The sequence below is a fragment of the Paenibacillus lentimorbus NRRL B-30488 genome, assembly GCF_000411595.1.
Taxonomy (GTDB): Bacteria; Bacillota; Bacilli; order Bacillales; family Bacillaceae; genus Bacillus; species Bacillus velezensis.
Genome location: NZ_ANAT01000040.1, coordinates 36940 through 63635, shown reverse-complemented (window position 1 = coordinate 63635; position 26696 = coordinate 36940). Strand labels below are relative to the sequence as shown.

Annotated in this window: 23 protein-coding genes and 7 pseudogenes; 29 read left to right on the top strand and 1 reads right to left on the bottom strand. The window is 46.9% G+C overall.

Translation table 11 applies throughout. The annotated features are described in order from the left end of the window. Positions 1-327 precede the first annotated feature (327 nt). The 29 genes and pseudogenes from hbs (at position 328) to D368_RS17690 (ending at position 25723) form a co-directional block, all read left to right on the top strand. Positions 328-606, top strand: coding sequence for a non-specific DNA-binding protein Hbs (gene hbs / locus D368_RS17830; RefSeq protein ID WP_003153447.1), 279 nt, complete (start codon positions 328-330; stop codon positions 604-606). 186 nt (positions 607-792) lie between these two features. Further along, on the top strand, positions 793-1365 hold the full coding sequence (gene folE / locus D368_RS17825) for a GTP cyclohydrolase I FolE (protein ID WP_003153448.1): 573 nt from the start codon (positions 793-795) through the stop codon (positions 1363-1365). 20 nt (positions 1366-1385) lie between these two features. After that, on the top strand, positions 1386-1688 hold the full coding sequence (mtrB, locus tag D368_RS17820) for a trp RNA-binding attenuation protein MtrB (RefSeq protein ID WP_486129295.1): 303 nt from the start codon (positions 1386-1388) through the stop codon (positions 1686-1688). Between the two features lie 79 nt (positions 1689-1767). Next, positions 1768-2523, top strand: a complete 756-nt coding sequence (hepS, locus tag D368_RS17815; protein WP_007409455.1) for a heptaprenyl diphosphate synthase component 1 — start codon at positions 1768-1770, stop codon at positions 2521-2523. A gap of 5 nt (positions 2524-2528) precedes the next feature. Continuing rightward, the gene (gene menG / locus D368_RS17810) at positions 2529-3230 is read left to right on the top strand and encodes a demethylmenaquinone methyltransferase (protein WP_071391685.1); all 702 of its coding nucleotides are present in this window, start codon (positions 2529-2531) and stop codon (positions 3228-3230) included. Positions 3231-3258: 28 nt separating this feature from the next. After that, complete coding sequence (gene hepT / locus D368_RS17805) at positions 3259-4221, top strand: heptaprenyl diphosphate synthase component II (RefSeq protein WP_003153454.1); 963 nt, start codon at positions 3259-3261, stop codon at positions 4219-4221. 120 nt (positions 4222-4341) lie between these two features. Continuing rightward, entirely contained in the window at positions 4342-4788 is a 447-nt protein-coding gene (gene ndk, locus D368_RS17800; protein WP_071391686.1) for a nucleoside-diphosphate kinase, read from the top strand. 189 nt (positions 4789-4977) lie between these two features. After that, positions 4978-5746: pseudogene (locus D368_RS17795) on the top strand (protein-glutamate O-methyltransferase). Positions 5747-5817: 71 nt separating this feature from the next. Next, the gene (aroC, locus tag D368_RS17790) at positions 5818-6990 is read left to right on the top strand and encodes a chorismate synthase (protein WP_101562233.1); all 1173 of its coding nucleotides are present in this window, start codon (positions 5818-5820) and stop codon (positions 6988-6990) included. Continuing rightward, positions 6990-8078, top strand: coding sequence for a 3-dehydroquinate synthase (gene aroB / locus D368_RS17785; RefSeq protein WP_101562232.1), 1089 nt, complete (start codon positions 6990-6992; stop codon positions 8076-8078). Before aroC ends, aroB begins: the two co-directional genes overlap by 1 nt. Then, positions 8075-8457 (top strand): annotated as a pseudogene (gene aroH / locus D368_RS17780) (chorismate mutase). The gene aroB and the pseudogene aroH overlap by 4 nt, the downstream one beginning before the upstream one ends. A 223-nt stretch (positions 8458-8680) precedes the next feature. Next, positions 8681-10228: an anthranilate synthase component I gene (trpE, locus tag D368_RS17775; protein ID WP_071391689.1), complete on the top strand. Its 1548-nt coding sequence runs from the start codon at positions 8681-8683 to the stop codon at positions 10226-10228. Further along, on the top strand, positions 10200-11216 hold the full coding sequence (gene trpD / locus D368_RS17770) for an anthranilate phosphoribosyltransferase (RefSeq protein WP_070082036.1): 1017 nt from the start codon (positions 10200-10202) through the stop codon (positions 11214-11216). The genes trpE and trpD overlap by 29 nt, the downstream gene beginning before the upstream one ends. Further along, a complete protein-coding gene (gene trpC / locus D368_RS17765; RefSeq protein ID WP_071391690.1) occupies positions 11209-11961 on the top strand; it encodes an indole-3-glycerol phosphate synthase TrpC in 753 nt (250 codons plus the stop codon). The genes trpD and trpC overlap by 8 nt, the downstream gene beginning before the upstream one ends. Positions 11962-11965: 4 nt before the next feature. Next, a pseudogene (locus tag D368_RS17760) lies at positions 11966-12618 on the top strand (phosphoribosylanthranilate isomerase). Further along, positions 12599-13801: a tryptophan synthase subunit beta gene (gene trpB / locus D368_RS17755; protein WP_101562230.1), complete on the top strand. Its 1203-nt coding sequence runs from the start codon at positions 12599-12601 to the stop codon at positions 13799-13801. The pseudogene D368_RS17760 and the gene trpB overlap by 20 nt, the downstream one beginning before the upstream one ends. Further along, positions 13794-14591: a tryptophan synthase subunit alpha gene (gene trpA / locus D368_RS17750; protein WP_128575023.1), complete on the top strand. Its 798-nt coding sequence runs from the start codon at positions 13794-13796 to the stop codon at positions 14589-14591. The genes trpB and trpA overlap by 8 nt, the downstream gene beginning before the upstream one ends. An 11-nt stretch (positions 14592-14602) precedes the next feature. Continuing rightward, a complete protein-coding gene (gene hisC, locus D368_RS17745; RefSeq protein WP_071391694.1) occupies positions 14603-15685 on the top strand; it encodes a histidinol-phosphate transaminase in 1083 nt (360 codons plus the stop codon). A gap of 51 nt (positions 15686-15736) precedes the next feature. After that, positions 15737-16852: a prephenate dehydrogenase gene (locus tag D368_RS17740; protein ID WP_071392574.1), complete on the top strand. Its 1116-nt coding sequence runs from the start codon at positions 15737-15739 to the stop codon at positions 16850-16852. A gap of 11 nt (positions 16853-16863) precedes the next feature. Next, positions 16864-18150: a 3-phosphoshikimate 1-carboxyvinyltransferase gene (gene aroA / locus D368_RS17735; protein ID WP_071391695.1), complete on the top strand. Its 1287-nt coding sequence runs from the start codon at positions 16864-16866 to the stop codon at positions 18148-18150. Between the two features lie 318 nt (positions 18151-18468). Further along, positions 18469-19739, top strand: a pseudogene (locus D368_RS17730) (tetratricopeptide repeat protein). A 73-nt stretch (positions 19740-19812) separates the two neighbouring features. Further along, positions 19813-20352 carry a ReoY family proteolytic degradation factor gene (locus D368_RS17725; protein ID WP_003153482.1) on the top strand — a complete coding sequence of 180 codons (540 nt, stop codon included), beginning with the start codon at positions 19813-19815 and terminating at the stop codon, positions 20350-20352. 54 nt (positions 20353-20406) lie between these two features. After that, on the top strand, positions 20407-20853 hold the full coding sequence (locus tag D368_RS17720; protein WP_088461050.1) for a YpiF family protein: 447 nt from the start codon (positions 20407-20409) through the stop codon (positions 20851-20853). Positions 20854-20990: 137 nt separating this feature from the next. After that, on the top strand, positions 20991-21494 hold the full coding sequence (locus tag D368_RS17715; RefSeq protein WP_003153484.1) for a Rieske (2Fe-2S) protein: 504 nt from the start codon (positions 20991-20993) through the stop codon (positions 21492-21494). 1 nt (position 21495) lies between these two features. After that, positions 21496-22169 (top strand): annotated as a pseudogene (qcrB, locus tag D368_RS17710) (menaquinol-cytochrome c reductase cytochrome b subunit). Between the two features lie 31 nt (positions 22170-22200). Further along, positions 22201-22967: pseudogene (locus D368_RS17705) on the top strand (c-type cytochrome). Between the two features lie 108 nt (positions 22968-23075). Continuing rightward, positions 23076-23669, top strand: coding sequence for a lipoprotein heptaprenylglyceryl N-acetyltransferase LhaT (lhaT, locus tag D368_RS17700; RefSeq protein WP_199445938.1), 594 nt, complete (start codon positions 23076-23078; stop codon positions 23667-23669). A 67-nt stretch (positions 23670-23736) separates the two neighbouring features. Continuing rightward, positions 23737-24518, top strand: a pseudogene (gene ypjB / locus D368_RS17695) (sporulation protein YpjB). Between the two features lie 29 nt (positions 24519-24547). Further along, complete coding sequence (locus D368_RS17690) at positions 24548-25723, top strand: oxalate decarboxylase family bicupin (RefSeq protein WP_101562226.1); 1176 nt, start codon at positions 24548-24550, stop codon at positions 25721-25723. Between the two features lie 23 nt (positions 25724-25746). Here the strand turns inward: D368_RS17690 and D368_RS17685 are convergent, their stop codons facing one another. Next, positions 25747-26619 carry a YitT family protein gene (locus D368_RS17685; RefSeq protein WP_003153493.1) on the bottom strand — a complete coding sequence of 291 codons (873 nt, stop codon included), beginning with the start codon at positions 26617-26619 and terminating at the stop codon, positions 25747-25749. Between the last annotated feature and the right edge of the window lie 77 nt (positions 26620-26696).

Below are 26696 nucleotides of genomic sequence, written 5' to 3'. Positions count from 1 at the left end.
AGATACTGGAAATCAATCAAGGATTAGGAGGAAAAAAGCAAAAAAAGGAATATTTGTTCGGTAAAACACGTGAAAACCTTGACGAGCAAGGGATTGAGGCTTTAAAATGCTTGATATGGCTTTTTATATGTGTTACTCTACATACAGAAAATCTTCACTTTGTTGGACAAACATTCCTCAAAGTGTCTGTTTTCTTATGAAAAGCCGTTTACTTGTCTGTTCTTCCCTGCTTTGATTTTTTATCAGACAGGTTTAGAATCAGGCTGAACTGTGAAGAAATGATAATAAACTGCTGATTTGATACCCTTTTGGGAGGAGGTGAAAGGCATGAACAAGACAGAACTAATCAATGCGGTTGCTGAAGCAAGCGAATTGTCTAAAAAAGACGCTACAAAAGCAGTTGATTCTGTTTTTGATACGATTTTAGATGCACTTAAAAACGGTGATAAAATCCAACTGATCGGTTTCGGTAACTTTGAGGTGCGCGAGCGTTCTGCACGTAAAGGACGTAACCCGCAAACAGGTGAAGAAATCGAAATCCCTGCAAGCAAAGTACCTGCTTTCAAACCAGGTAAAGCTCTTAAAGACGCTGTTGCAGGAAAATAATTGTGAATATAGATCGTGTATGCATCTGATACATACACTTTGTTTCTTCACAGAAAAGCCCCTTGATAAAGGGGCTTTTCATATTTAAGCAGCCCCGGTCACCGGGCAGGACTTTCGTTTTGCTTTTGGCGCGGCAAATGTGCTAGAATCGAAATTAAATGTATTCAATGGTGGAGGACACAGACAATGAAAGAAGTTAATAAAGAACAGATTGAACAGGCGGTTCGCCAGATTTTAGAGGCGATTGGAGAAGATCCGGACCGGGAAGGGCTTTTAGATACGCCGAAACGCGTGGCAAAAATGTACGCGGAAGTATTCTCGGGATTAAATGAAGACCCGAAAGAACACTTTAAAACCGTTTTCGGAGAAGACCATGAGGAGCTTGTTCTTGTAAAAGATATCGCGTTTCATTCCATGTGTGAACATCACCTTGTTCCTTTTTACGGAAAAGCGCATATTGCCTACATTCCGCGCGGCGGCAAAGTGACGGGCCTGAGTAAATTGGCACGGGCGGTGGAAGCCGTCTCAAAACGCCCGCAGCTGCAGGAGCGCATTACTTCAACGATTGCAGAAAGCATCGTAGAGACCTTAGATCCCCACGGCGTCATGGTTGTCGTCGAAGCTGAGCATATGTGCATGACGATGAGGGGCGTAAGAAAGCCGGGCGCAAAAACAGTGACTTCCGCTGTAAGAGGTATTTTTAAAGATGACGCAGCGGCACGTTCCGAAGTGTTAGAACATATTAAACGTGCGGATTAATAATGATAGAGGGTGCAGATATGAATTCAAAGCATTCAAGTGATTTTGTCGTCATTAAAGCGGTCGAGGACGGCGTGAACGTCATCGGTTTAACGAGAGGAACGGATACGAAATTTCACCATTCCGAAAAACTGGACAAAGGCGAAGTGATTATCGCTCAGTTTACTGAGCATACCTCTGCCATCAAAGTGAGAGGCAACGCCCTCATCCAGACCGCTTACGGAGAAATGAACAGCGAAAAAAATAAGCCGGCTGTTTCCCGCTTTTGCCAAATGCCCGCAAACGGCGGGAGAATACAGCCAATTTCTTTTTTTATGCTATAATGATACCTGCGTATAATAATGACGAGTAAATCTCATACATATTAGAATAAATGTGAATTTGGGGACAAGGGTGATATTTTTGCAAGACATCTACGGAACTTTAGCGAATCTAAATACGAAATTAAAACAAAAGCTGTCTCATCCTTATTTAGCGAAACATATTTCCGCGCCTAAAATCGATGAGGATAAGCTTCTTCTTTTTCACGCTTTGTTTGAAGAGGCGGACATTAAGAACAACGACAGAGAAAATTACATAGTAACTGCGATGCTTGTCCAAAGCGCCCTTGATACCCACGATGAAGTGACAACAGCCAGAGCGTTAAAGCGAGACGAAAATAAAAACCGGCAGCTCACCGTGCTTGCCGGCGACTATTTCAGCGGACTGTATTATTCGCTTTTATCTGAAATGAAGGATATCTATATGATTCGGACGCTCGCTACGGCAATTAAAGAAATCAATGAGCATAAAATCCGTCTGTACGATCGGTCTGTCAATGACTTGAATCAATTGATCGAAAGCATGGCGATTGTGGAAGCGGCCCTGTTTCACAGAGTGTCAGACCACTTTAATCTTCCGCGCTGGAAAGAGCTGGCGAGTGATTTTTTTGTATATAAGCGGCTGATGAACGGCAATGCTATATTTCTCGATGTCATCGGCAATATTGTAAAGTCAGGGAAATCAAAGGCTGACATAATGGAAGATAGCTTCCGAAAGGCAAAGCAAAGCATTGAAACGCTGCTGCCGCTCAATTCACCAATCCAAAACCTGATGCTGAACCGGCTTAAGGCGATCAGCCAGGACAAAACATATCATCAGAAAGTGGAAGAAGGGTAATCAACATGCAGGAGTCAAAAGAACAGCGCGTACACGGCGTGTTTGAAAAAATCTATAAAAATTATGACCAAATGAACTCTGTTATCAGTTTTCAGCAGCATAAAAAATGGCGCGATAAAACGATGCAGATCATGAATGTAAAAGAAGGCGCAAAAGCGCTTGATGTCTGCTGCGGAACGGCTGACTGGACGATTGCCCTCGCAGAAGCAGCCGGAAAAAGCGGCGAAATCAAAGGACTGGATTTCAGCAAAAATATGCTGAGCATCGGCGAGAAAAAAGTGAAAGAGGGCGGTTACAGCCAAATTGAGCTTTTGCACGGAAATGCGATGGAGCTTCCTTTCGCTGATGATTCTTTTGATTTTGTCACCATCGGCTTCGGGCTGCGGAACGTTCCCGACTATCTGACCGTGCTGAAAGAAATGCGGCGGGTCGTCAAACCGGGCGGGCAGGTCGTATGTCTGGAAACATCCCAGCCGGAAATGTTCGGATTCAGACAGGCATATTTTCTTTATTTTAAATATATCATGCCTTTCTTCGGAAAAATGTTTGCGAAGAGCTATAAAGAATATTCTTGGCTTCAAGAATCGGCAAGAGAATTTCCCGGTATGAAAGAACTTGCGTGTCTGTTTGAAGAAGCGGGCCTGACGAATGTCAAATACCATTCGTTTACCGGCGGAGTGGCTGCTACGCATATCGGTTGGAAATGATGAATATACAGATGTTTGGGTGAATGATATGAAATTTAAAATGGCCTATTCTTTTTTAAATGACGATATTGATGTGATCGAAAGGGAGCTTGAGCAAACGGTGCGGTCAGACTATCCCTTGCTGAGTGAAGCCGGGCTCCATCTGCTCCAGGCGGGAGGCAAGCGGATCCGCCCTGTTTTCGTATTGCTTTCCGGCATGTTCGGCGACTATGACATTAATAAAATAAAATATGTTGCGGTGACGCTGGAAATGATTCATATGGCGTCCCTCGTGCATGACGACGTCATTGATGACGCCGAGCTGCGGAGGGGAAAGCCGACCATCAAAGCCAAGTGGGACAACCGTATCGCCATGTATACCGGTGATTATATGCTTGCGGGCTCACTTGAGATGATGACGAGATTGGATGAGCCGAAAGCCCACCGGATCCTGTCCAAAACCATCGTAGAAGTATGCCTCGGAGAAATTGAACAGATCAGAGATAAATACAATATGGAACAAAACCTCAGAACCTATTTGCGCCGCATCAAACGGAAAACGGCTCTTCTCATTGCCGTCAGCTGTCAGCTCGGCGCCATCGCTTCGGGAGCTGATGAGAAGATTCACAAAGCATTATATTGGTTCGGCTATTACGTGGGCATGTCCTATCAGATTATTGACGACATTCTTGATTTCACTTCAACGGAAGAGGAACTGGGAAAACCGGTCGGAGGGGATCTGCTGCAAGGAAATGTCACTCTGCCCGTTTTGTACGCGCTCCGTCAGCCTGAATTGAAAAATCAGCTGAAATTAATTAACAGTGAAACAACACAGGAGCAGCTCGCCCCCATTATTGAAAATATTAAACGCACAGACGCGATTGAAAAATCAATGGCTGTCAGTGACAGGTACTTAAAAAAAGCGTTTGAGAAACTGAATACACTGCCGAGAGGACGGGCGCGCTCATCATTGGCCGCCATCGCCAAATATATCGGCAAACGGAAATTTTAAATTCCTTTTACGAACAAGATGTGAACATTCTCCGCCCTGGATTGATTAATTGTCAGAAAGATGTTACGATTTCGGTGTGCAACTTGAAAGCCTATACATAATGATGGGGTGGAGAATCTTATGGAAAAAACTTTTATCATGGTAAAACCGGACGGCGTACAGCGCCAGCTGATCGGAGAGATTTTATCCAGATTTGAGCGTAAGGGCTTACAATTGGCAGGAGCCAAGCTAATGCAAGTTTCAGAACAGATGGCTGAAACCCATTATGCTGAACATAAAGGGAAGCCGTTTTTCGGCGAGCTTGTGGAATTCATTACATCAGGACCCGTATTTGCAATGGTATGGGAAGGAGAAAATGTAGTAGAGATCACAAGACAGCTGATCGGAAAAACGAACCCGAAAGATGCACTGCCGGGCACGATCCGCGGTGACTACGGCATGTTTGTCGGCAAAAATATCATTCACGGTTCAGACTCCTTAGAAAGCGCTGAACGGGAAATTGACATTTTCTTCAAACAGGAAGAGCTTGTACCGTATCAAAAATTAATGGCCGACTGGGTGTACTAAGCCGTCAGCCTTTCTTTTTCTCTTGTTATGAAAAGGTTTACATATTTTAAGAAAGACAGAGGCTGCGCTGCCCTGTCTTTTCATTTCTCACAAATCAGCCTGCGGGCTGATTTTTTTATTGAAATCGTACAAATTAGAAAGAAAACAGGCTATACTAGGACAAAAGACAGCGAGATTGGGAGAGAAGCAATGGAGCCTTACGAAATTTTTATCACCAAGTGGAAACAAATAACCGGTGTTGATTTATCTTTATACAAAGAAGCACAAATGAAAAGGCGGCTGACGTCCCTTTATGAAAAAAGGGATTCAAAGATTTTCAGGAATTTGCCGCCGCTTTGGAGAAAGACAAGCTTTTATTAAATGAAACATTGGACAGAATGACGATCAATGTTTCTGAATTTTACCGAAATTATAAACGGTGGGAAGTTCTTGAAACCTCAATTCTTCCGTTAATAAAGCATAACAAACCGTTAAAAATATGGAGTGCGGCCTGTTCAACGGGGGAGGAACCCTATACCTTGGCCATGATTCTCAATCAGCAGGCGGGTTTGGCCGGATTTGATATATTGGCGACAGATATTGATGAAAAGGCGCTTGGCAAAGCCAAGCGGGGCATCTATCAGGAACGCTCGCTGCAAGAGGTGCCGGCTTCCGTGAAAAGCCGTTATTTCACCAAGCGGGCTGACAACAGTTATCAAGTAAAACAAGAGATTCAAAAAACATCCGGTTTAAGCGGCACAACCTGCTCGCCGACAGCTATGAACAGGATTTTGATCTGATCGTCTGCCGCAACGTCTTTATTTATTTTACTGAAAAAGCAAAAGAAGAACTGTATGTGAAAATGGCGGGCAGCCTGAAAAAGAACGGAATTCTGTTTGTCGGAAGCACAGAGCAGATTTTCAGCCCGGAAAAATTCGGCCTTGAGAGCACTGATACATTTTTTTATCAAAAAAGATAGAAGACATTTAATGAAAACTTGTGGTATAGTTTTACTTAAAAGCGTTAATGCGATGAAGGGAGAAGAAAGAAATGAGATACTTAACAGCCGGAGAATCACACGGTCCGCAGCTGACGACAATTATAGAAGGTGTGCCTGCGGGGCTTTATATAACTGAAGAAGATATTAATTTTGAGCTTGTCAGACGTCAAAAAGGGCACGGCCGCGGACGCCGCATGCAGATTGAAACGGACAGAGCGAAGATCACAAGCGGCGTGCGGCATGCCCGGACACTCGGTTCACCCATCGCGCTCGTTGTAGAAAATAAAGATTGGACTCACTGGACAAAAATCATGGGCGCCGCACCGATTACAGAAGAAGAAGAAAGTGAAATGAAACGCCAGATTTCAAGACCGAGACCGGGACACGCAGATTTGAACGGTGCTATTAAGTATAATCACCGCGATATGAGAAATGTGTTAGAACGATCTTCCGCGCGTGAGACAACGGTTCGCGTGGCTGCCGGAGCCGTCGCTAAAAAGATTTTAGCGGAGCTTGGCATTAAAGTCGCCGGACATGTCCTGCAAATCGGCAGCGTAAAAGCAGAGAAAACCGATTACACATCCATTGAGGATCTCAAACGGGTAACGGAAGAATCACCGGTCAGATGCTACGATGAAGAAGCAGGCCGTCAAATGATGGCAGCCATTGATGAAGCGAAGGCAAACGGTGACTCGATCGGCGGAATCGTTGAAGTGATCGTCGAAGGTATGCCGGTCGGTGTCGGAAGCTATGTCCACTATGACCGTAAGCTGGACAGCAAGCTCGCTGCTGCCGTTCTGTCGATTAACGCGTTTAAAGGCGTAGAGTTCGGCATCGGTTTTGAAGCGGCCGGCAAAAACGGCAGTGAAGTTCATGATGAAATCGTATGGGATGAAGAGAAAGGCTATACACGCGCCACAAACAGGCTCGGAGGATTAGAAGGCGGTATGACGACGGGAATGCCGATTGTCGTCCGCGGCGTTATGAAACCGATCCCTACTTTGTATAAGCCGCTGAAAAGCGTCGACATTGAAACGAAAGAACCGTTTACAGCGAGCATTGAACGTTCAGACAGCTGCGCGGTTCCGGCAGCAAGCGTAGTGGCTGAAGCAGCAGTGGCCTGGGAAATCGCAAATGCCGTCGTAGAACAATTCGGGCTTGACCAGATCGACCGCATTAAAGAAAATGTTGAAAACATGAAAAAACTATCGAGGGAATTCTGATGAAAGAGCTTGAGGTTCGGACAGCTTCCTCCGCATATCCCGTGTATATCGGTGAAGGCATAAGGAAACAGGCCGCTTCCCTTTTGTCTTCACTGAACAGGCCGCTGACAAAGATCCTTCTCGTCATCGATGCTGAAGTTGACCGGCTTTACGGCGATGAGATGTTCCGGCTTTTAAGCGAAACATGGCCCGTGAAAAAAGTAATCGTTCCAAGCGGAGAAGAAGCGAAGTCTCTAAAAGAGTATGAACGGATTCAAACGGAAGCGATCGCTTTCCATATGGACCGCTCCTCATGTATGATCGCCTTCGGAGGCGGCGTGACGGGTGATTTGGCCGGCTTTTGCGCAGCAACATTTATGCGAGGAATTGATTTCATTCAAATGCCGACGACACTGCTTGCCCATGACAGTGCGGTCGGCGGCAAGGTGGCCGTCAACCATAAACTCGGAAAGAACTTAATCGGCGCGTTTTATCAGCCGAAAGCGGTGATTTACGATACGGAGCTTCTGAAAACCCTGCCGGAACAAGAGCTGAGATCGGGCATGGCTGAAGTGATCAAACACGCGTTTATCGCCGATCATGCTTTTTTAGAAAAACTTCTCACGTTTGATACGTTGCAAGGACTGACAAGCGCTGAGCTGAATGAAATGATTTATAAAGGAATTTCAATCAAATCGGCCGTCGTGCGTGAGGACGAAAAGGAAGAGGGGATAAGAGCTTTTCTGAATTTCGGCCATACGCTCGGCCATGCCGTTGAGGCGGAATACGGCTACGGCCGGATTACACATGGAGATGCGGTCGCCCTCGGCATGCAGTTTGCCCTTTACGTGAGTGAACAGGTTGCGGGTTGCAAGATGAACAGGAAAGAACTCACACAATGGCTGATTGGGCTCGGCTACCCGGGAAGCATAAGACAAGATATTGAAACGCCGGTTCTTTCCGCCCGGATGATGAATGATAAAAAAACGCGCGGAGGCATGACACAGTTCATCGTGTTAAAAGAATTAGGCGAAGCGCGGGACTGCATGCTTTCAAAAGATGAGCTCGAAAATTTGCTGAACAAATGGCGAATGGAGGAAACAGCATGATGATACGCGGCATTCGCGGAGCAACAACGGTGGAACAAGACACCGAACAAGAAATTTTAGAAAAACACAGCAGCTGCTTGAAAAAATCATTGAACAAAATGGATGCAAGCCGGAAGACGTTGTGCAGATCCTGTTATCCGCCACGCCTGATATCCATTCCGTATTTCCGGCAAAAGCGGTCCGCCGCCTTTCCGGGTGGCAGTACGTCCCGGTGACGTGCATGCAGGAAATGGATGTCACCGGCGCTCTGCAAAAGTGTATCCGTGTCCTGATGACGGTTCAGACGGATACGCCTCAGGATGAAATCAAGCATGTCTATTTAGAAAAAGCCGTTGTGTTAAGGCCGGATTTATCATTGACAAAAAATACTGACATGTAATACGATAAACAAAGCTTAGAAATACACAAGAGTGTGTATAGAGCTGGTAAGTAAGATATTGAACAGTTGAGTTTAGAATAGGGTAGCAGAGAATGAGTTTAGCTGAGCTGAGATAAACACGTTTTTATTCTGCCCAAAAGAAGCCTTTCTTTTGGGTTTATTTCTTATACGCAAGACTCCTCTCACTCTTCATCTCATTCTCCTTACCGTAAGGAGGAGAATCATGAATTTACAATCGGATGTTTCTTTATTTTTAAAGGACAGTCTGACACACCGCACCATTCCAATCGCAGAGACTTTTACGGTCGACACGATCACACCCATTCAGATGGTTGAAAAACTGGACAGAAACATTACGTATCTTTTAGAAAGCAAGGATGAGTCGTCAAGCTGGTCGAGATACTCTTTTATCGGCCTTGATCCTTTTATCACGATTAAGGAGAGTCATCACACATTCACTGCCGCTGATCCAAACGGGCATACGCTGTTTGAAGCCGGAGAACTAAAAGCCGTGCTTGATTGGATGAATGAAAGCTTCCGCATTAAAACACCCGAGCTTGATATCCCGTTTTCGGGAGGGGCCGTCGGTTATCTGAGCTATGACATGATTCCTTTGATTGAGCCTTCCGTGCCGAGCCACGCGAAAGAAACAGATTTCGAAAAATGCATGCTGTTTGTCTGCCGGAAAATCATCGCGTACGATCACGAAACGAAACAAGTGCATTTCATTCAATATGCGGCGCTTAACGGCCGGGAGACGGAGGAAGAAAAGCGGGCCGTTTTTAAAGAAAATTGCGCGGAGCTTCGTAAGCTTATCGGTATTTTGACAGAACCGAAAGATATGAAAGAGCCGTTTTTTTCTAAAGAAACATTTGAAACGCCAAGTTTTGCCGATGTGACATCCAATTATACGAAAGAAGAGTTTATGGCCGGCGTCGATAAACTGAAAGAATATATAAAAGCCGGAGACATTTTTCAAGGGGTGCTTTCGCAAAAGTTTGACATTCCGGTATCCAGACATTCATTTGAGCTGTACAGGGTGCTCCGCATCATCAATCCTTCACCTTATATGTACTATATCAAACTGCCTGACAGAGACATTGTCGGGAGTTCGCCTGAACGTCTGATCCGCGTGCATGACAGGCACTTGGAAATTCATCCGATTGCCGGAACGAGAAGAAGGGGCGCCGGAAAAGAAGAGGACGAACGCCTGAAAAAAGAGCTGATGAATGACGAAAAAGAGAAAGCTGAACATTATATGCTCGTCGATCTTGCGCGCAATGACATCGGCAGAGTTGCGGAGTACGGTTCCGTAGCCGTTCCGGAATTCACAAAGGTCGTTTCTTTTTCACATGTGATGCACATCATCTCTGTTGTAACCGGCCGTTTAAAACAGGGCGTCCATCCGGTTGATGCGCTGATGTCGGCATTCCCGGCAGGAACACTCTCGGGCGCTCCGAAAATCCGCGCGATGCAGCTTTTAAATGAATTAGAACCGACTTCCAGAGAAACCTACGGCGGATGTATTGCTTATATCGGATTTGACGGGTCAATTGATTCGTGTATCACCATCCGCACCATGAGTATCAAAAACGGTACGGCGTCGGTGCAGGCGGGCGCGGGAATAGTCGCTGATTCGGTCCCGGAAGCCGAATATGAAGAGAGCTGCAACAAAGCGGGGGCGCTTTTAAAAACGATTCAAATCGCAGAAGACATCTTTTCTGGCGGGGAGGAGAAGACGGATGAACAAATTTCTGCAATCGTGCGTTAATGGCCGCACGCTGAAAACCGGAGAAGCTGAAAAGCTGATGGAGATGATGATGAACGGGGACATGTCGCAGTCTGAGATCGGCGGGATTTTATCGGTATTAGCCCACCGGGGTGAAACGGCGGAGGAGCTTGCCGGATTTGTAAAAGTGATGCGGGCGCGGGCACAGACGGCGGGTGGCTTGGCGGATGTCGTTGATACGTGCGGAACAGGCGGCGACGGGATTTCTACGTTTAACATATCCACGGCAGCGGCGATTACAGCTTCTGCCGCCGGAGCTAAAGTTGCCAAGCACGGAAATCGCTCCGTTTCGTCTAAAAGCGGCAGCGCGGATGTGCTGGAAAAGCTGGGGGTTTCCATTCAAGCCACTCCAGAAAGCGTCAAACGCAGCATTGAAATGAAACAATTGGGGTTTTTGTTTGCGCCGCTGTTTCATTCGTCAATGAAGCACGTCGCCGCCGCAAGAAAAGAGCTTGGCTTCCGAACCGTATTTAATCTGCTGGGCCCGCTCAGCAACCCGCTGCAGGTGAAGCGGCAGGTGATCGGCGTCTATTCATTTGATAAAGCGCGCCTGATGGCAAGCGCTTTGGAACAATTTGATGTCAGACACGTCATGCTTGTGTCGGCGCGTGACGGATTAGATGAACTGTCCATCACAGCACCGACCGATATCATTGAACTGAAAAACGGTGAACGTCTGGAATATTCCGTTTCACCTGAACAATTCGGTTTTGCAGAAGGTTCATTGAAGGATATTCAAGTGAATTCATCGGAAGAAAGCGCGCTCCTCATTCAGAATATTTTTGCAAATAAAGCTCCGTTATCCGCTCTGCATATTACCGCCTTAAATGCGGGCGCGGCCATTTATACGGCAGGTCTTGCAAACGATCTGAAAGAAGGAACGAAAACAGCCTTAGAAGCGATTCAAAACGGAGATGCCAAAAAGCAGCTCGAACGTCTGAAACAGAAAGAGGAAGAAATGTATGCTTGATCAAATCATTCAGCAGAAAAAAGAAGAAATCAAATCCATCGTGCTGCCGGAAACCTGTCAAATTAAACGGAGATCCTTTAAAGAAGCGCTCCTGAACCCGAACCGTTTTATCGGGCTGATTGCCGAAGTGAAAAAAGCTTCGCCGTCTAAAGGATTGATTAAAGAGCATTTTGTTCCGGAAACGATTGCGGCGGATTATGAAGCGGCTAAAGCCGACGCCCTTTCGGTTCTCACAGATACCCGTTTTTTTCAGGGGAGAAATCAATTTCTGACAGATGTGAAACAAACCGTGTCTCTTCCCGTGCTGAGAAAAGATTTTATTATTGATTCCCTTCAGGTGGAGGAATCGTTCAGGATCGGTGCCGATGCCATTTTGCTCATCGGGGAAGCGCTGGAACCTTCAGAGCTTCATGAGCTTTATCTGGAAGCCCGCGATAAGGGCATGGACGTTCTCGTTGAAGTCCATGGTGAAACTGTGCTTGAACGGATTTTACAAGTGTTTCAGCCGGACATTCTCGGCATAAACAACCGGGACTTAAAAACGTTCCGTACTTCTGTTTCGCAAACGGAAAAAATAGCGCAGCTTGTGCCGGACGGCTGCCTGCTGGTCAGCGAAAGCGGCATCGGTTCTTTGGCTGACCTGCAATTCGTCAACAAGCACGGGGCGCAGGCTGTATTGGTCGGAGAATCCTTAATGAGAGAGGATTCGCAGCAAAAGGCGATCCGCGGACTGTTCGGGGAGTGACGATATGAAAAAGCCTGAGTTAAAGTACTGCGGAATACGATCGAAGCGTGATTACGAACTTGCGGCAGCTTCAGAAGCGGATTATCTGGGATTTATTTTTGCCGCAAGCAAACGGAGAGTAACGCCGGATGAGGTCCGGAAATGGAAAGAGCAGGTCCGGACAGACAAGAAACATGTCGGAGTATTTGTAAATGAAACGATAGAAAACATCGGGCAAATCGCCTCTGATCTGGCACTTGACGTCATCCAGCTTCACGGTGATGAATCGCCTGAGGATGCCCTCCGTCTCCGTCCGCTTGTGCGCTCGGAAATATGGAAAGCGCTCCATCACGGGGAAGGGACGCTCCGTCAGATGGCTCAATTTGCACCTGCTGTCGACGGCTATGTCATTGATTCTTCAGTGACAGGAATGAGAGGCGGGACGGGAATCGCGTTTTCATGGGCCCGTGTCCCCTTGTACCGAAAGCAGGCTCAAAATGCAAGCAAGCGCTGTTTTATTGCGGGCGGTGTTAATCCTGAGACGATTACCGGCTTACTGAGATCGCGTCCGTGCGGTATAGATCTTGCCAGCGGAATTGAAAAAACGGACACAAGGATCAAACACTGATCCGGCTTTTAGAAGAAAGGATGAACCACTATGTATCCATATCCAAATGAAATCGGAAGATACGGCGAATTCGGCGGCAAATTTGTCCCTGAAACATTGATGCGGCCCCTTGAGGAAATCGAAACGGCTTTCACAGAATTAAAGAATGATCCCGTTTTTCATGCCGAATATAAAAAACTATTGTTTGATTACTCCGGAAGACCGACTGCATTAACGTTCGCAGACAGGGTGTCAGAGTATTTGGGAGGGGCGAAAATCTATCTGAAAAGAGAAGATTTAAACCATACCGGCTCTCATAAAATTAACAACGCGTTAGGCCAGATTCTGCTTGCTAAAAAGATGGGCAAAACGAAAATCATCGCCGAAACCGGCGCGGGACAGCACGGTGTGGCTGCGGCGACAGCCGCCGCAAAATTCGGTTTTAAATGTACGGTTTTTATGGGTGAAGAAGACGTTGCGCGCCAGTCGCTGAACGTATTCCGGATGAAACTGCTCGGCGCGGAAGTGGTGCCGGTCACAAGCGGCAACGGCACGCTGAAAGATGCGACGAATGAGGCAATCAGGTATTGGGTCCAGCATTGTGAAGATCATTTCTATCTTATCGGTTCTGTAGTGGGTCCGCACCCGTATCCGTATATCGTTCGCGAATTTCAGAAAATCATCGGCGAGGAAGCGAAAGAACAGCTCCGCCGGGTTGAAGGAACGCTCCCGGATAAGGTTGTTGCATGTGTCGGCGGCGGAAGCAATGCGATGGGCATATTTCAGGCCTTTTTAGACGAAGATATTGAGCTGATCGGCGCCGAGGCGGCCGGAAAAGGGATTGATACGCCGCTGCATGCGGCAACGATCGCAAAAGGGACGCTCGGGGTGATTCACGGATCAATGACCTATTTAATACAAGATAAATACGGGCAGATTATCGAACCGTATTCCATTTCAGCAGGCCTTGATTACCCGGGGATCGGCCCTGAGCACGCCTATCTGCACAAAAGCGGCCGTGTAACGTACGAAAGCGTGACAGACGATGAAGCGATTGCCGCGTTACGTCTGCTTTCTGAAACAGAAGGTATTCTTCCGGCTATTGAATCTGCCCACGCCCTGGCAAAAGCGTTCGAAATGGCAAAGGACATGGATAAAGACAAAATCATTCTCGTCAGTTTGTCGGGAAGAGGAGATAAAGACGTTCATACGCTGATGAATGTTTTGGAAAACGGGGTGGAGACACATGTTTAATCTGCGAGATTCTGAAAAATTGTTTATCCCTTTTATCACAGCGGGCGATCCGCTTCCTGACATTTCTGTTGAACTGGCAATATCATTACAGAATGCAGGCGCTTCTGCCCTTGAAATCGGCGTTCCTTACACAGATCCGCTTGCGGACGGACCCGTCATACAACGGGCTTCAAAACGGGCTCTGGAAAACGGAATGAATATCGTAAAAGCCATTGAACTTGGCGGCAAAATGAAAAAAAACGGCGTTCATATTCCAATTATCCTCTTTACGTATTATAATCCTGTGTTACAATTAGAAAAAGAATACTTTTTCGCTTTACTGCGGGAAAACGACATAGACGGCCTGCTTGTACCCGACCTTCCATTAGAGGAAAGCGCGCTTTTGCAAATGACATGCAAAAAGGAGAACATCGCTTATATCTCACTGGTTGCGCCGACAAGTGAAGACCGTTTGAAAATAATTACTGAACAGGCCTGCGGCTTTGTGTATTGTGTATCCTCTTTAGGAGTGACGGGCGTACGCAGCGAATTCGATCCGTCTGTATACTCTTTCATCCGTAAGGTGAAAGAATTCAGCTCTGTTCCGGTGGCGGTCGGTTTTGGCATTTCAAACCGCAAACAGGTTGACGGGATGAATGAAATATCTGACGGTGTCGTTGTCGGCAGCGCGCTTGTCAAAAAAGTTGAAGAGCTTAAAACAAAGCTTGTGAATCCCGGCACAAGAGCTGATGCGCTTCTTGAATTTGAAGAATACGCAAAGACGTTCGGACGACTGTACAGTATAAAATGAGGTGACTGGATTTGCAGATTAAAGAACAGCTGCGGCAGCTGAAACCGTATCAGCCGGGCAAACCAATAGAAGAAGTGAAAATGGAATACGGGCTTGAAAAAGTAGTAAAACTCGCTTCTAACGAAAATCCGTTCGGCTGTTCACAGGCCGCTAAAGATGCGCTGCATCGGGAGATTGAGCAGCTCGCGCTGTATCCCGACGGTTACAGTGCCGCTTTGAGAACGCGGCTCAGTGAGCATCTGCAGGTCAGTGAATCTTCGATCATTTTCGGCAACGGCTCTGATGAGCTAGTGCAGATTATCTGCCGTTCTTTATTAAATGATCAGGCAAACACGATTACCGCCGCCCCGACTTTCCCGCAATACAGACACAATGCGGTGATTGAAGGCGCTGAGGTGCGCGAGGTGCCGCTCCGCAGTGACGGCGCTCATGATTTGGACCGGATGCTGGAAGCAATTGACGGCGAGACGAAAGTCATATGGGTATGCAACCCCAATAATCCGACAGGGACATATACTTCTGAGCAAGAACTAATTGCCTTTTTAAACAGAGTTCCCGAGCATATACTCGTTGTCCTTGATGAAGCGTACTACGAGTATGTTACGGCGGAAGATTACCCAGAAAGCATTCCGCTTTTAAAGCAATATCCGAATGTCATGATCCTCCGCACCTTCTCTAAAGCGTACGGACTTGCCGCGCTGCGCGTCGGATACGGCATTGCGGACGAAGCGCTGATCCGCCAGATTGAACCGGCGAGAGAGCCGTTCAATACGAGCAGAATCGGTCAGGCTTCGGCACTGGCAGCGCTTGACGACCAGACATTTATTCAGGAATGCGTCGAGAAAAATAAAGCCGGCCTTAAGCAGTATTATGATTTTGCGGAAACTCACGGATTAACTTGTTATCCTTCACAAACCAACTTTGTGCTCATTGATTTTAACCGCCCGGCGGATGAACTGTTCCAAGCCCTGTTGGAAAAAGGATATATCGTCCGCTCAGGACAGGCGCTCGGATTTCCGACAGCGTTAAGGATTACGGTCGGTACGAAAGAGCAGAATGAGGAAATTCTCACAATTTTAGCTGAAATATTATAAGAGGTGATCAAGCATCACCTCTTTGCTCTATTAAAATAGATGAAAAAGGAAATGAGTGAAATGAAGGATACTATATTGCTTGCGGGGATCGGACTGATCGGCGGATCGATCGCACTGGCCATCAAAAAGGAGCATCCGCATAAACGGATTATCGGTGTGGATATTTCGGAAGAACAGCTCACTGCCGCGCTGAAGCTCGGAATTATTGACGAGCGGGCCGGCTCATTGACGGAAGGGGCGCAGCAAGCGTCTGTTGTCATTATCGCCACGCCTGTCGCCCAAACGCTGAAAATGCTCGATATGCTGGCCGCATCAGACATCACCCATGAACTCCTGATTACGGATGTGGGCAGCACGAAACAGAAAGTCGTCAGCTACGCCGACAAAGTGCTTCCAGCTCACTATCAATTTGTCGGCGGCCATCCGATGGCGGGATCTCATAAATCCGGGGCCGCTGCCGCGAAAGAATTTTTATTCGAAAATGCGTTTTACATTTTAACACCCGGAAAATCAACTTCTAAAGAGTCAGTAACGCATCTGAAGGAACTCTTGAAAGCGGCAAACGCCCACTTTGTGGAGATGACTCCCGAGGAGCATGACGGCGTAACGAGCGTTATCAGCCATTTCCCTCATATCGTTGCTGCAAGCCTCGTCCATCAGGCTCATCATTCTGAAGAAGATTATCCGTTTTTGAAGCGTTTCGCAGCCGGCGGTTTTCGGGACATCACCAGAATCGCCTCAAGCAGTCCGGCGATGTGGAGGGACATACTTCTTCATAACAAAGATAAACTGCTTGACCGCTTCAAAGAATGGAAACGGGAGATTGACACGATCGAATCTTATGTAGAAAATGAAGATGCGGACAGCCTGTTCGGATATTTTAAAAAAGCGAAAGATTATCGCGACGGTCTGCCGCTCCGTCAAAAAGGAGCGATCCCGTCCTTTTATGACCTTTATGTCGATGTTCCCGATCATCCGGGGGTCATTTCGGAAATTACGGCGATACTGGCAGAAGAAAAAATCAGTATCACCAACATCCGCATTATCGAAACAAGAGAAGATATTAACGGAATTCTCAGAATCAGTTTCCAGACTGATGATGACCGGAAGCGCGCGGAAACCTGCATTCAATCCCGCGCCAAATATGACACATTTTACGCTGACTGAGGTGGAAAACATTGAAAAGAGAAAAAGTGACGTCTTTAAACGGTGAAATTCATATTCCGGGGGATAAATCCATCTCCCACCGTTCTGTTATGTTCGGAGCGCTTGCGGAAGGAACGACAACGGTAAAAAACTTTTTGCCCGGAGCCGATTGTCTGAGCACCATTGCCTGCTTCAGAAAAATGGGTGTCTCCATTGAACAAAACGGAAGTGATGTAACGATATACGGAAAGGGCATTGACGCACTTTGTGAGCCTGACAGCCTTCTTGATGTCGGAAATTCCGGCACGACCATCCGCCTGATGCTCGGCATTTTAGCCGGACGCCCATTTCACAGTACGGTAGCGGGTGACGAAAGCATTGCAAAGCGCCCGATGAAGAGGGTGACGGAGCCTTTAAAACAGATGGGAGCCGCGATTGACGGAAGAGCGGACGGAGGGTTTACGCCTTTATCCGTAAGAGGCGGACAATTGAAAGGCATAGATTACGTCTCCCCTGTTGCAAGCGCGCAGATCAAATCTGCCGTGCTGCTTGCCGGATTGCAGGCTGAAGGGATGACGACCGTCACTGAGCCTCATAAATCAAGAGACCATACGGAACGGATGCTGAACGCTTTTGGCGCCGAGCTTGCGGAAACGGAGACGAGCGCTTCCGTAACGGGCGGTCAGAAGCTTCGGGGAGCCGATATTTTCGTGCCTGGCGATATTTCTTCAGCGGCCTTTTTCCTCGCGGCAGGCGCTGTCGTTCCCGGAAGCCGGATTGTGCTGAAAAACGTCGGCCTGAACCCGACACGCACGGGGATGATTGATGTCTTAAAGCAAATGGGGGCTTCACTTGAAGTGATTCCTTCAGAAGCGGACAGCGCAGAGCCTTACGGAGACCTGGTTATTGAAACCTCAGCTCTGAAAGCGGCAGAAATCGGCGGAGAAATCATTCCCCGTTTAATTGACGAGATCCCGATTATCGCCCTTTTGGCAACGCAGGCTGAAGGCACAACTGTCATTAAAGACGCTGCGGAGCTGAAGGTGAAGGAAACGAACCGGATCGACACCGTCGTATCAGAGCTCCGGAAAATCGGCGCAGACATTGAACCGACTGAAGACGGCATGAAAATACACGGCAAAAAAACGCTTGCGGGCGGAGCCGATGTGTCAAGCCACGGCGACCACCGCATCGGCATGATGCTCGGTATCGCTTCATGCCTGACAGAAGAGCCGATTGACATCCGTGATACAGAGGCGATCCATGTCTCATATCCGACATTTTTTGAGCATTTAGATCAATTAGCCAAAAAAGCCTGAAGACTGTTCTTCGGGCTTTTTTCTTCATGTGTCATAAAATCTTGGGCTTTGACATAGCTTGTCTTAAACAGAAAAATAACAGAAAGGGGGAATGCGTTTTCGTTACAGAAACAGCCGGAACAAATTGCGCTGTTTGCGTATAAAGATGCCGTCCCCTTTTTTGCCGTTTTCCTCTTAACCATTTTCTGATAAACTATAATGCCGGGTGAAGCATCTTATTTGCGGGCAGGCCCTGTCTGAATTATGATAAGAATAACCCGAATAAAAACCCTTTTCATTTGGTTGATGAGGTATAGGAAAAGAAAGGACCGGTCTGATTTGAATACATTGATTCAAGAAGCCATAAAATTAGTTGAAGCAGGTGAAACCGAAAAGGGACTCAAAGCGCTTTCAAAAGCTGAAACAGAGCTTCATGACGAAGACAAAGCCATTGCAGCCCAGCTCTACTATGAATGGGGAAACGCCGAAAAAGCGTTAGCGCTGATCAGTGATCTGCATGACCTTTATCCGGATGAGTCTGAGCTGACGAATTTTTACGCCGAATTGTTAATAGATATTGATGAAGAAGAAAAAGCTCTTGAGGTGCTGGAGACGATTTCTCCGGAAGATCCGTCTTACGCGGAAAGCCTTCTTTTAATGGCTGATCTGTATCAGATGCAGGGCTTATTTGAAGTAAGTGAGCAAAAGCTGTTACAGGCGAAAGCGATGTTACAAGATGAACCAGTTATTGATTTCGCTCTGGGGGAATTATACTTCACTCAGGGATCATACGCAAAAGCCGTTCCTTACTATGAAGAGACGGCAAAAGAACGGCACGAAATCGGCGGCGTAAATGTTCATCAGAGGCTGGCTGAGTCATTGAGCGCGGCGGGTGAATTTGAGGAAGCGATTTCATGGTATGAAAAAGCGGCGGCAGAACATACAGAACCGAATACGATTTTCGGGTACGGGTTCACAGCCTATCAAGCGGGAATGGTCAAAACAGCCATCAAGCAGCTGTCTGATTTAAAAGGGCTCGATCCTTCCTATTCATCACTTTATATGCCGCTTGCAAAAAGCTACGAGGCAGAAGGCATGTATGAAGATGCATTAAAACCGCTAAAGAAGGTATTACTTACGATGAATACAATAAAGAGCTTTTTCTCTATGCGGCGAAAATGGCGTTAAAGCTCGGCAGCGAAGAGGAAGGCAAAAAGCTTCTTCAGGAAGCGCTGGCGCTCGATCCGGGTTACGTGGAAGCGCTCCATACGCTTTTAGCCGTCTATCATAAAGAAGAAAGCTTTGAAGAGATTATTGATCTGATTCAGGAGGTCCGCGGCTACGGGGAAGAAGATCCGAAATACAATTGGTATTTGGCGGGGGCCTATACAGGCCTTGAGCAATACGCTGAAGCGAAAAAAAGCTTCGAAGCTGCGTATCTCCATTATCAGGATGATCGGGATTTCTTATATGAATACGCTCACTTCTTATTGGAAGAGGGTCTCCAGAAAGAAGCGCTGCCGCTTTTAAAACAAGTGCTTTCAATGGATGGAACAAACGAAGAGCTTGAAGAAACAATCTTACGGATAGAGGATGAATTTTTAAGATAAGCAGGATTTTGGACCATGCTTGCTGAATGTATAAGTGATGTCAGATTATACGATCGATAGAGGAGGGAATTACATGCAGACCCCTGTTTCTGTCAATGAAAAAAAGGATTTTATCCGTTGGTTTTTAAATCATTATCAGCTTAAACGCCGGGAGTGCGTCTGGATTTTAAATTATTTAATGAGTCATGATTCATTAATGGAAAAAGTCCATTTTGTAGAACAAGCCGAATTTTGCCCGAGAGGCATTATCATGTCTACTCATTGCGTTGATGAGGTGCCGTTTAGGTTTTACAAAGAAAATGTCATGACTACGGACGCGGAAAAATCTTTTCACGACATCCGGTTAAATAAACAGCAGGATTTATTTATCCAGCTGAATTTCCGTTCGGCCTACAGCTCACCGGAATATGCCGCTGTTCTTGAATCAAATCCGCATCTGCCGAAAGACCTGTTTGAAAATAAACAGGATCAGGGGATGGCTGAAAAAATATTAGAACATGCCATTTCCACTTTCCAGCGGGAAAAGCTGCTTAAAGATATCGACGAGGCGCTGGACCGCCACGACAAAGAAACATTTGAAAAGCTTTCCCGCCAATTGAATCAGCTCACATAAATGACAGCCTTGCAGAATATGCAAGGCTTGTTGCGTAAAGAGGAGGAACGAGACATGAGATGGAGGGCCGCTGATGCCGATGCCTATTTACAATCTGTGGATTACATTGATACCGCTGTCATTCCGTTAATTTCCATAACGTCTTCAGGAGGCTTAAAAGAGGCCGTTGAACAGGGGGAAAGCACCCAATTGCTTTCTGAAGAGCTTGAGCGCCAATTGAAGGGACGGGTATATTTATTCCCCTCTTATACATATGTTGATATAGACCAATCACAAATCGCCCTGCTTCAAAAACTCAAAGAAGAGGTGATGACCAACTTCCGGCACGCCTTGTTCCTGACGGCAGACGAAAAATGGAAGGATTCTGAAATAGGGTCTGATGTCATATACATACCTGCCGTCCCGTTTGAACATATGAAAGACTCTTTAAAGAGAAAAATAGCGGATGACAAGTGCGGAGAAATTTTGAACGTTTTGTTACAGAAGTGGAACAATTCTTAAAAACTCCAGGCATCCTACAAAACACCCGTTTTGCCTCTGTTGACCTTGCTGAAAGATTCATATATTATGAGGGTGTCAAATCTCAGAATTATTTTCTATTTTAGTTAATTTTTGGTCAATCTTTAGGGGGGGAAGAGATGGGAGGAAAACAAGATATATCAAGAAGACAATTTTTAAACTATGCGCTCACCGGCGTGGGGGGATTTATGGCCGCCAGTGCGCTTATGCCTATGGTCCGTTTTGCGCTGGATCCGGTATTAAAACCGACGGGAGATCAAAAAATGGTGCAGGTTGTCAGTGTGGATGAGCTGACGAAGGAGCCGAAGCGGTTTGACTTTAAAATTCATCAAGTCGACGCCTGGTACGAATCGGAAGAATCCAGATCAGCCTGGGTTTACAAGCATGGGGATGAAATTATAGCGCTTTCTCCGATCTGCAAGCATTTGGGTTGCACCGTAAACTGGAACAATGATCCTAAAAATCCGAACAAATTCTTTTGTCCCTGCCATTACGGTCTGTATGAAAAAGACGGCACGAACGTTCCGGGCACGCCGCCGCTCGCGCCTCTTGACCGTTATGAGCAAAAAGTAAAGGACGGCTTTTTGTATCTTGGAAAAGCAAAGCCTAGGGGGGAAGGGTGACATGCTGAATAAAATTTATGACTGGGTGGATGAACGTCTCGATATTACGCCGATGTGGCGGGATATCGCCGACCATGAAGTGCCGGAACATGTAAATCCCGCTCACCATTTCTCGGCTTTTGTCTATTGTTTCGGCGGTTTGACGTTTTTTGTAACCGTTATCCAAGTGCTCTCCGGGATGTTTTTAACGATGTATTATGTGCCGGATATAAAAACGCGTGGGAATCTGTGTATTATTTGCAGAATGAAGTCGCTTTCGGGCAGATTGTAAGGGGTATGCACCATTGGGGCGCAAGTTTAGTCATCGTGATGATGTTTTTACATACGCTGCGGGTTTTCTTTCAGGGAGCTTATAAAAAGCCTCGGGAATTGAACTGGATCGTCGGTGTTCTGATCTTTTTTGTGATGCTCGGTCTCGGTTTTACAGGGTATCTGCTTCCGTGGGATATGAAGGCGCTGTTTGCGACAAAGGTAGGTCTTCAGATTGCGGAGGCGACGCCATTGATCGGAGCGCAGGTGAAAACTCTTCTTGCCGGCCACCACGATATTGTCGGCGCCCAAACGCTGACGAGATTTTTTGCGATTCACGTATTTTTTCTCCCTGCCGCTTTGTTTGCGCTCATGGGCGCCCACTTTGTCATGATCCGCAAGCAGGGAATTTCAGGACCGCTTTAATACAAATCTGATATAAAAGGGAGGGGATGACATGCACCGGGGGAAAGGAATGAAGTTTGTAGGAGATTCAAGGATACCGGCTGAAAAAAAACCGAATATACCGAAAGACTATTCAGAGTATCCTGGAAAGACAGAGGCGTTTTGGCCGAACTTCCTGCTGAAAGAATGGATGGTCGGAGCCGTTTTCCTCGTCGGATTTCTCGTTTTAACGATTGTGCACGAGCCGCCTTTGGAACGGGTGGCGGACCCGACGGATACAGGGTATATTCCGCTGCCGGATTGGTATTTTCTATTTTTATACCAGCTTTTAAAATATGAATATGCCGCAGGGAGCTACACCGTTATCGGAGCGATGATTATACCGGGGCTTGCCTTCGGGTCGCTGCTTTTGGCTCCGTTTCTCGACAGGGGGTCTGAAAGAAGGCCGTGGAAGCGTCCGGTTGCCGTCGGGATGATGCTTTTGGCGCTTTGCGCTACGGTCTTTTTAACGTGGCAGTCAGTCGCGACACATGACTGGGCGAAGGCGGAGGAGCAAGGGAAAATTAAAAAGAAGCCGCCATTGATACTGAATCAGACGGTTATAAGGTATTTAAAGAACAAGGCTGTATTTCCTGTCACGGGGATAATCTTCAAGGGGGAGGCGCCGGTCCGTCCCTGGTCGATAACGGGCTGAGCCCGGAAGAAATTAAAAAAATCGCCGTCAAAGGGAAAGGGCAGATGCCAGCCGGTATTTTTAAAGGGAATGACAAACAGCTTGATCAGCTGGCGAAGTTCATTTCTGAAACGACAGCGAAATAACGTATTGTGAAGTAGACAACAGCAGGATATACTTTTATGAAAAGAGCTGACCGGATGTCAGCTTTTTTTTGCATGATACATACTTTTTACGGACTGAGAGTTGATGGTATGAGGTGGATTTCTTATCTTTTAGGGTTGCGCGGCATGCTTCTGCTTGTTCTTGCCGTTAATTTTATCGGTACGGTGTACGGCTATTATTGGTATGTGCCGCAGCTTGCGGACACGCCGTTCCGATTTCTGATATTTGTGCCTGACAGCCCGACGGCGACGTTTTTCTTCCTGTTCGTGCTTCTGGCATTTCTCATGGGAAGAAACGCGCCGCTGTTTGAAGCGCTGGCTCTTGTAACCCTTGTAAAATACGGGCTGTGGGCGGTCGGAATGAATGTCTTTGTGCTGGTCAAAATGGGGCAGATGCCTTGGGAAGGGTACATGCTGATTGCTTCACATTTTGCCATGGCCGTTCAAGGCGTTTTATACAGCCCGTATTTTCGGTTCCGGTTATGGCATCTTGCCGTTGCCGCTGTTTGGACGCTTCATAATGACGTCATTGATTATCTTTTCGGCATGATGCCCCGCTACTCAATGCTCAATGACTATATGCAAGAGGTCGGGTATGCTACATTCTGGCTGAGCATATTTTCACTCGGCCTTGCATACTATTTGGTGATTTCCAAAAGACGGATAAAGCTTGACTTACACTGATAGAATCTTGGTCTAACCTTGTCCCGCTCCTCATATTCTGTAAAGAGAAGGAGTGGGAGGGACCTCTATGAAACGAAAGCTGACGATCTGTCTTTTACTTGCTCTTATGTGTTTCATCACAACTGCCAAAGCTGAAGATGAGGGCGGTCTCAAGGAACTGAACGACCTTTCGGATACCGTTTTCCAAATGACGCGGCATTCGCAGTATGATGAGGCTCTGCAAGTGCTTGGCTACTTTAAGAAAAAATGACACACGTAAACTCACTGAGCGGCGCCGAAGTCAGGCAGGTGACTCTGGGCTTTAATGATTTAGTGCGCGTCCTGAAACAGGCAGACGCCTCAGATACCGAAAAAATCCGTGCAGCCGCCCAGTTCAGGTTGGTAATGGATGCGATGGAAGACCACTCCGATCCGCTGTGGGGTTCGCTTGAAAGACCGATTATGGCGACATTCAGCGCCTTAAAAGAAGATGTCAGCGGAAACGGAAGTGAAAATTTCAATGAAAAGTGGAATGAATTTATATCATTATATGATTTAATTTATCCCAGCCTGACAATGGATGTGTCGGCCGGCCAGCTTGATACGGTGGCGAAACATATCGAGGTGATTGAGCAGGAAGGGTTTCAGCAGATGACAAAAGGAACAAAGCTTGAGCGTCTGACGCTCCTGCAGCAGGATTTAAAGCGGGTTTTTGACAAGGTGGAGCGGGATGACGCTGACCCTTCGCTGCTCTGGGTCATTCTGACAACAGGCGGTATCATTATTACTGCGCTGACATATGTCGGCTACCGAAAATACAGAGCGGAAAAAAAGAAAGAGAAAAAGCGTGAGTATCCTAAGTCTAAATAAACACAAATTGCTGTAAAGGAGCTAAGCCAGTGAAAAAACTCATCCAGCAATTGGCTTCAAAACACCTCCCGCAGCCGATCAGAGGCAGAAAAGGGGCGACTGACGAAGGACCGCGAAACCTCGCGCGTGACTTCCAGAATCCTGACATGCTCGTTCCGCCTTCAACGGATTCAGGAACGGTTCAAAACTTGAAATTCTCATTTTCTGATACGCATATGAGGCTTGAAGACGGCGGATGGTCCAGAGAGGTGACGGTCAGGGAACTGCCGGTATCCAAAAACATCGCGGCGGTGAACATGAGGCTGAAACCGGGAGCTGTGCGGGAGCTTCATTGGCATAAAGAAGCCGAATGGGGATATGTGATTAACGGAGGAGTACGTTTAACTGCGGTCGATCAAAATGGGCGGAATTTTATTGATAACGTAAGTGAAGGGGACCTGTGGTATTTTCCTTCCGGCATTCCTCATTCCATTCAAGGATTAGAGCAGGGAAGTGAGTTTTTGCTCGTCTTTGATGACGGCTCTTTTTCAGAAAACAGCACCTTTTCAGTAACGGACTGGTTTGCCCATACCCCGCGCAGCGTGCTGGAGGCGAACTTCGGTGTTCCGGGTTATGAGCTGGCTTACATTCACAAGAAAGAGCGTTACATGTTCCAGCTGGAACCGCCTCCCCCTATTGAGCGGGCAGCAGTTTCTTCCCCGGAAGGCCCCGTTTTGGAGCCGTTCAGCTACAAGCTTTCCCGGCAGGAGCCTCTTGTTACCGGCGGGGGAAGAGTAAAGATTGTCGATTCAAAAACGTTTAAGGTGTCAAAAACGATTGCCGCAGCTCTTGTGGAGGTCGAACCCGGAGGCATGAGAGAATTGCATTGGCATCCCAATACGGACGAGTGGCAGTATTATCTTTCAGGAGAAGCGAAAATGACGGTGTTTGCGGCGGAGGGAAGAGCGCGGACATTTAACTATCAAGCGGGTGACGTAGGATATGTTCCTTTTGCAATGGGACATTATGTTCAGAATACCGGTGACACCGTGCTTCGCTTTCTGGAAATCTTCAAAAGCGACCGTTTCGAAGACGTCTCCTTAAATCAATGGCTGGCACTGACGCCGCAGCGCTTCGTCGAGCAGACGCTCAATGTCAGTCCGGCATTCGCCCGCCGATTGAAAAAGAAAAAATCACCGGTTGTCAAATGGAAACACGAACAGTAAAGGCGGCAAAAGCCGCCTTTTTATTATCGTCTGATCGGATTTTTATTTTCATCAAGCGTAAATCCTTCGCCGAGCACATCATGGACGTCGCTTACTGCAACAAAGGCGTGCGGGTCAACGGAAGTGATGACGCTTTTCAAAAGCACAATTTCGTTTTTCGGAACGACGCAGTAAAGAACGTCCCTGTCTTCTTTTGTATATGATCCCTGTCCTTTTAAAACGGTGACGCCGCGCTCCATCTCTTCAATGATTTTTTGCTGGATCAAATCGTTTTTCGAAGAAATAATCGTTGCCCCTTTTGCGGCATAGCCGCCTTCCTGTATAAAATCAATCAATCTCGCAGCGACAAAAACGGCTACAAGCGTGTACATCGCTTCCTTGTAAGAAAGATACGTAAACAAAGAAAGCAGAATGACACAGGCGTCAAAGGCAAACATCGTCCGGCCCATCGGGATTCCGAAAAATTTGTTGATCAGCCTGGCGATGATATCGACCCCGCCCGTCGTGCCGCCGTATTTAAAAATAATGCCGAGACCCGCGCCGATAAAAACACCGGCGAACAAGGCGGCCAGCGCTAAATCATGCGACAGCGGCATATGAATTTCGTAGCGCTGAAAAACACTCAGAAAAACGGAAAGAGAGACGGTGCCGATCAGGGTATAGACAAACATCGTCCGGCCGAGCATACGCCAGCCGATGAAAAAGATAGGAATGTTTAATACCAGGTTGGAAATAGAAGGGCTGATGTGGAATAACGCATATAAAAGCAGCGTAATGCCGGTAAATCCGCCTTCCGCCAAATTGTTCTGCATATTAAAGTGAACCAGTCCGAATGAAAAAACAGCGGCGCCGATTAAAATAAAGCAAATGTTTTTGATTCTGATTTCTCCAAGCATTGCATCAAACCCCTTTTCCTTCCATAAGATTGCGTAAATATTATAGTGGATACAAAAGAAAACAGCAAACTGCCGTT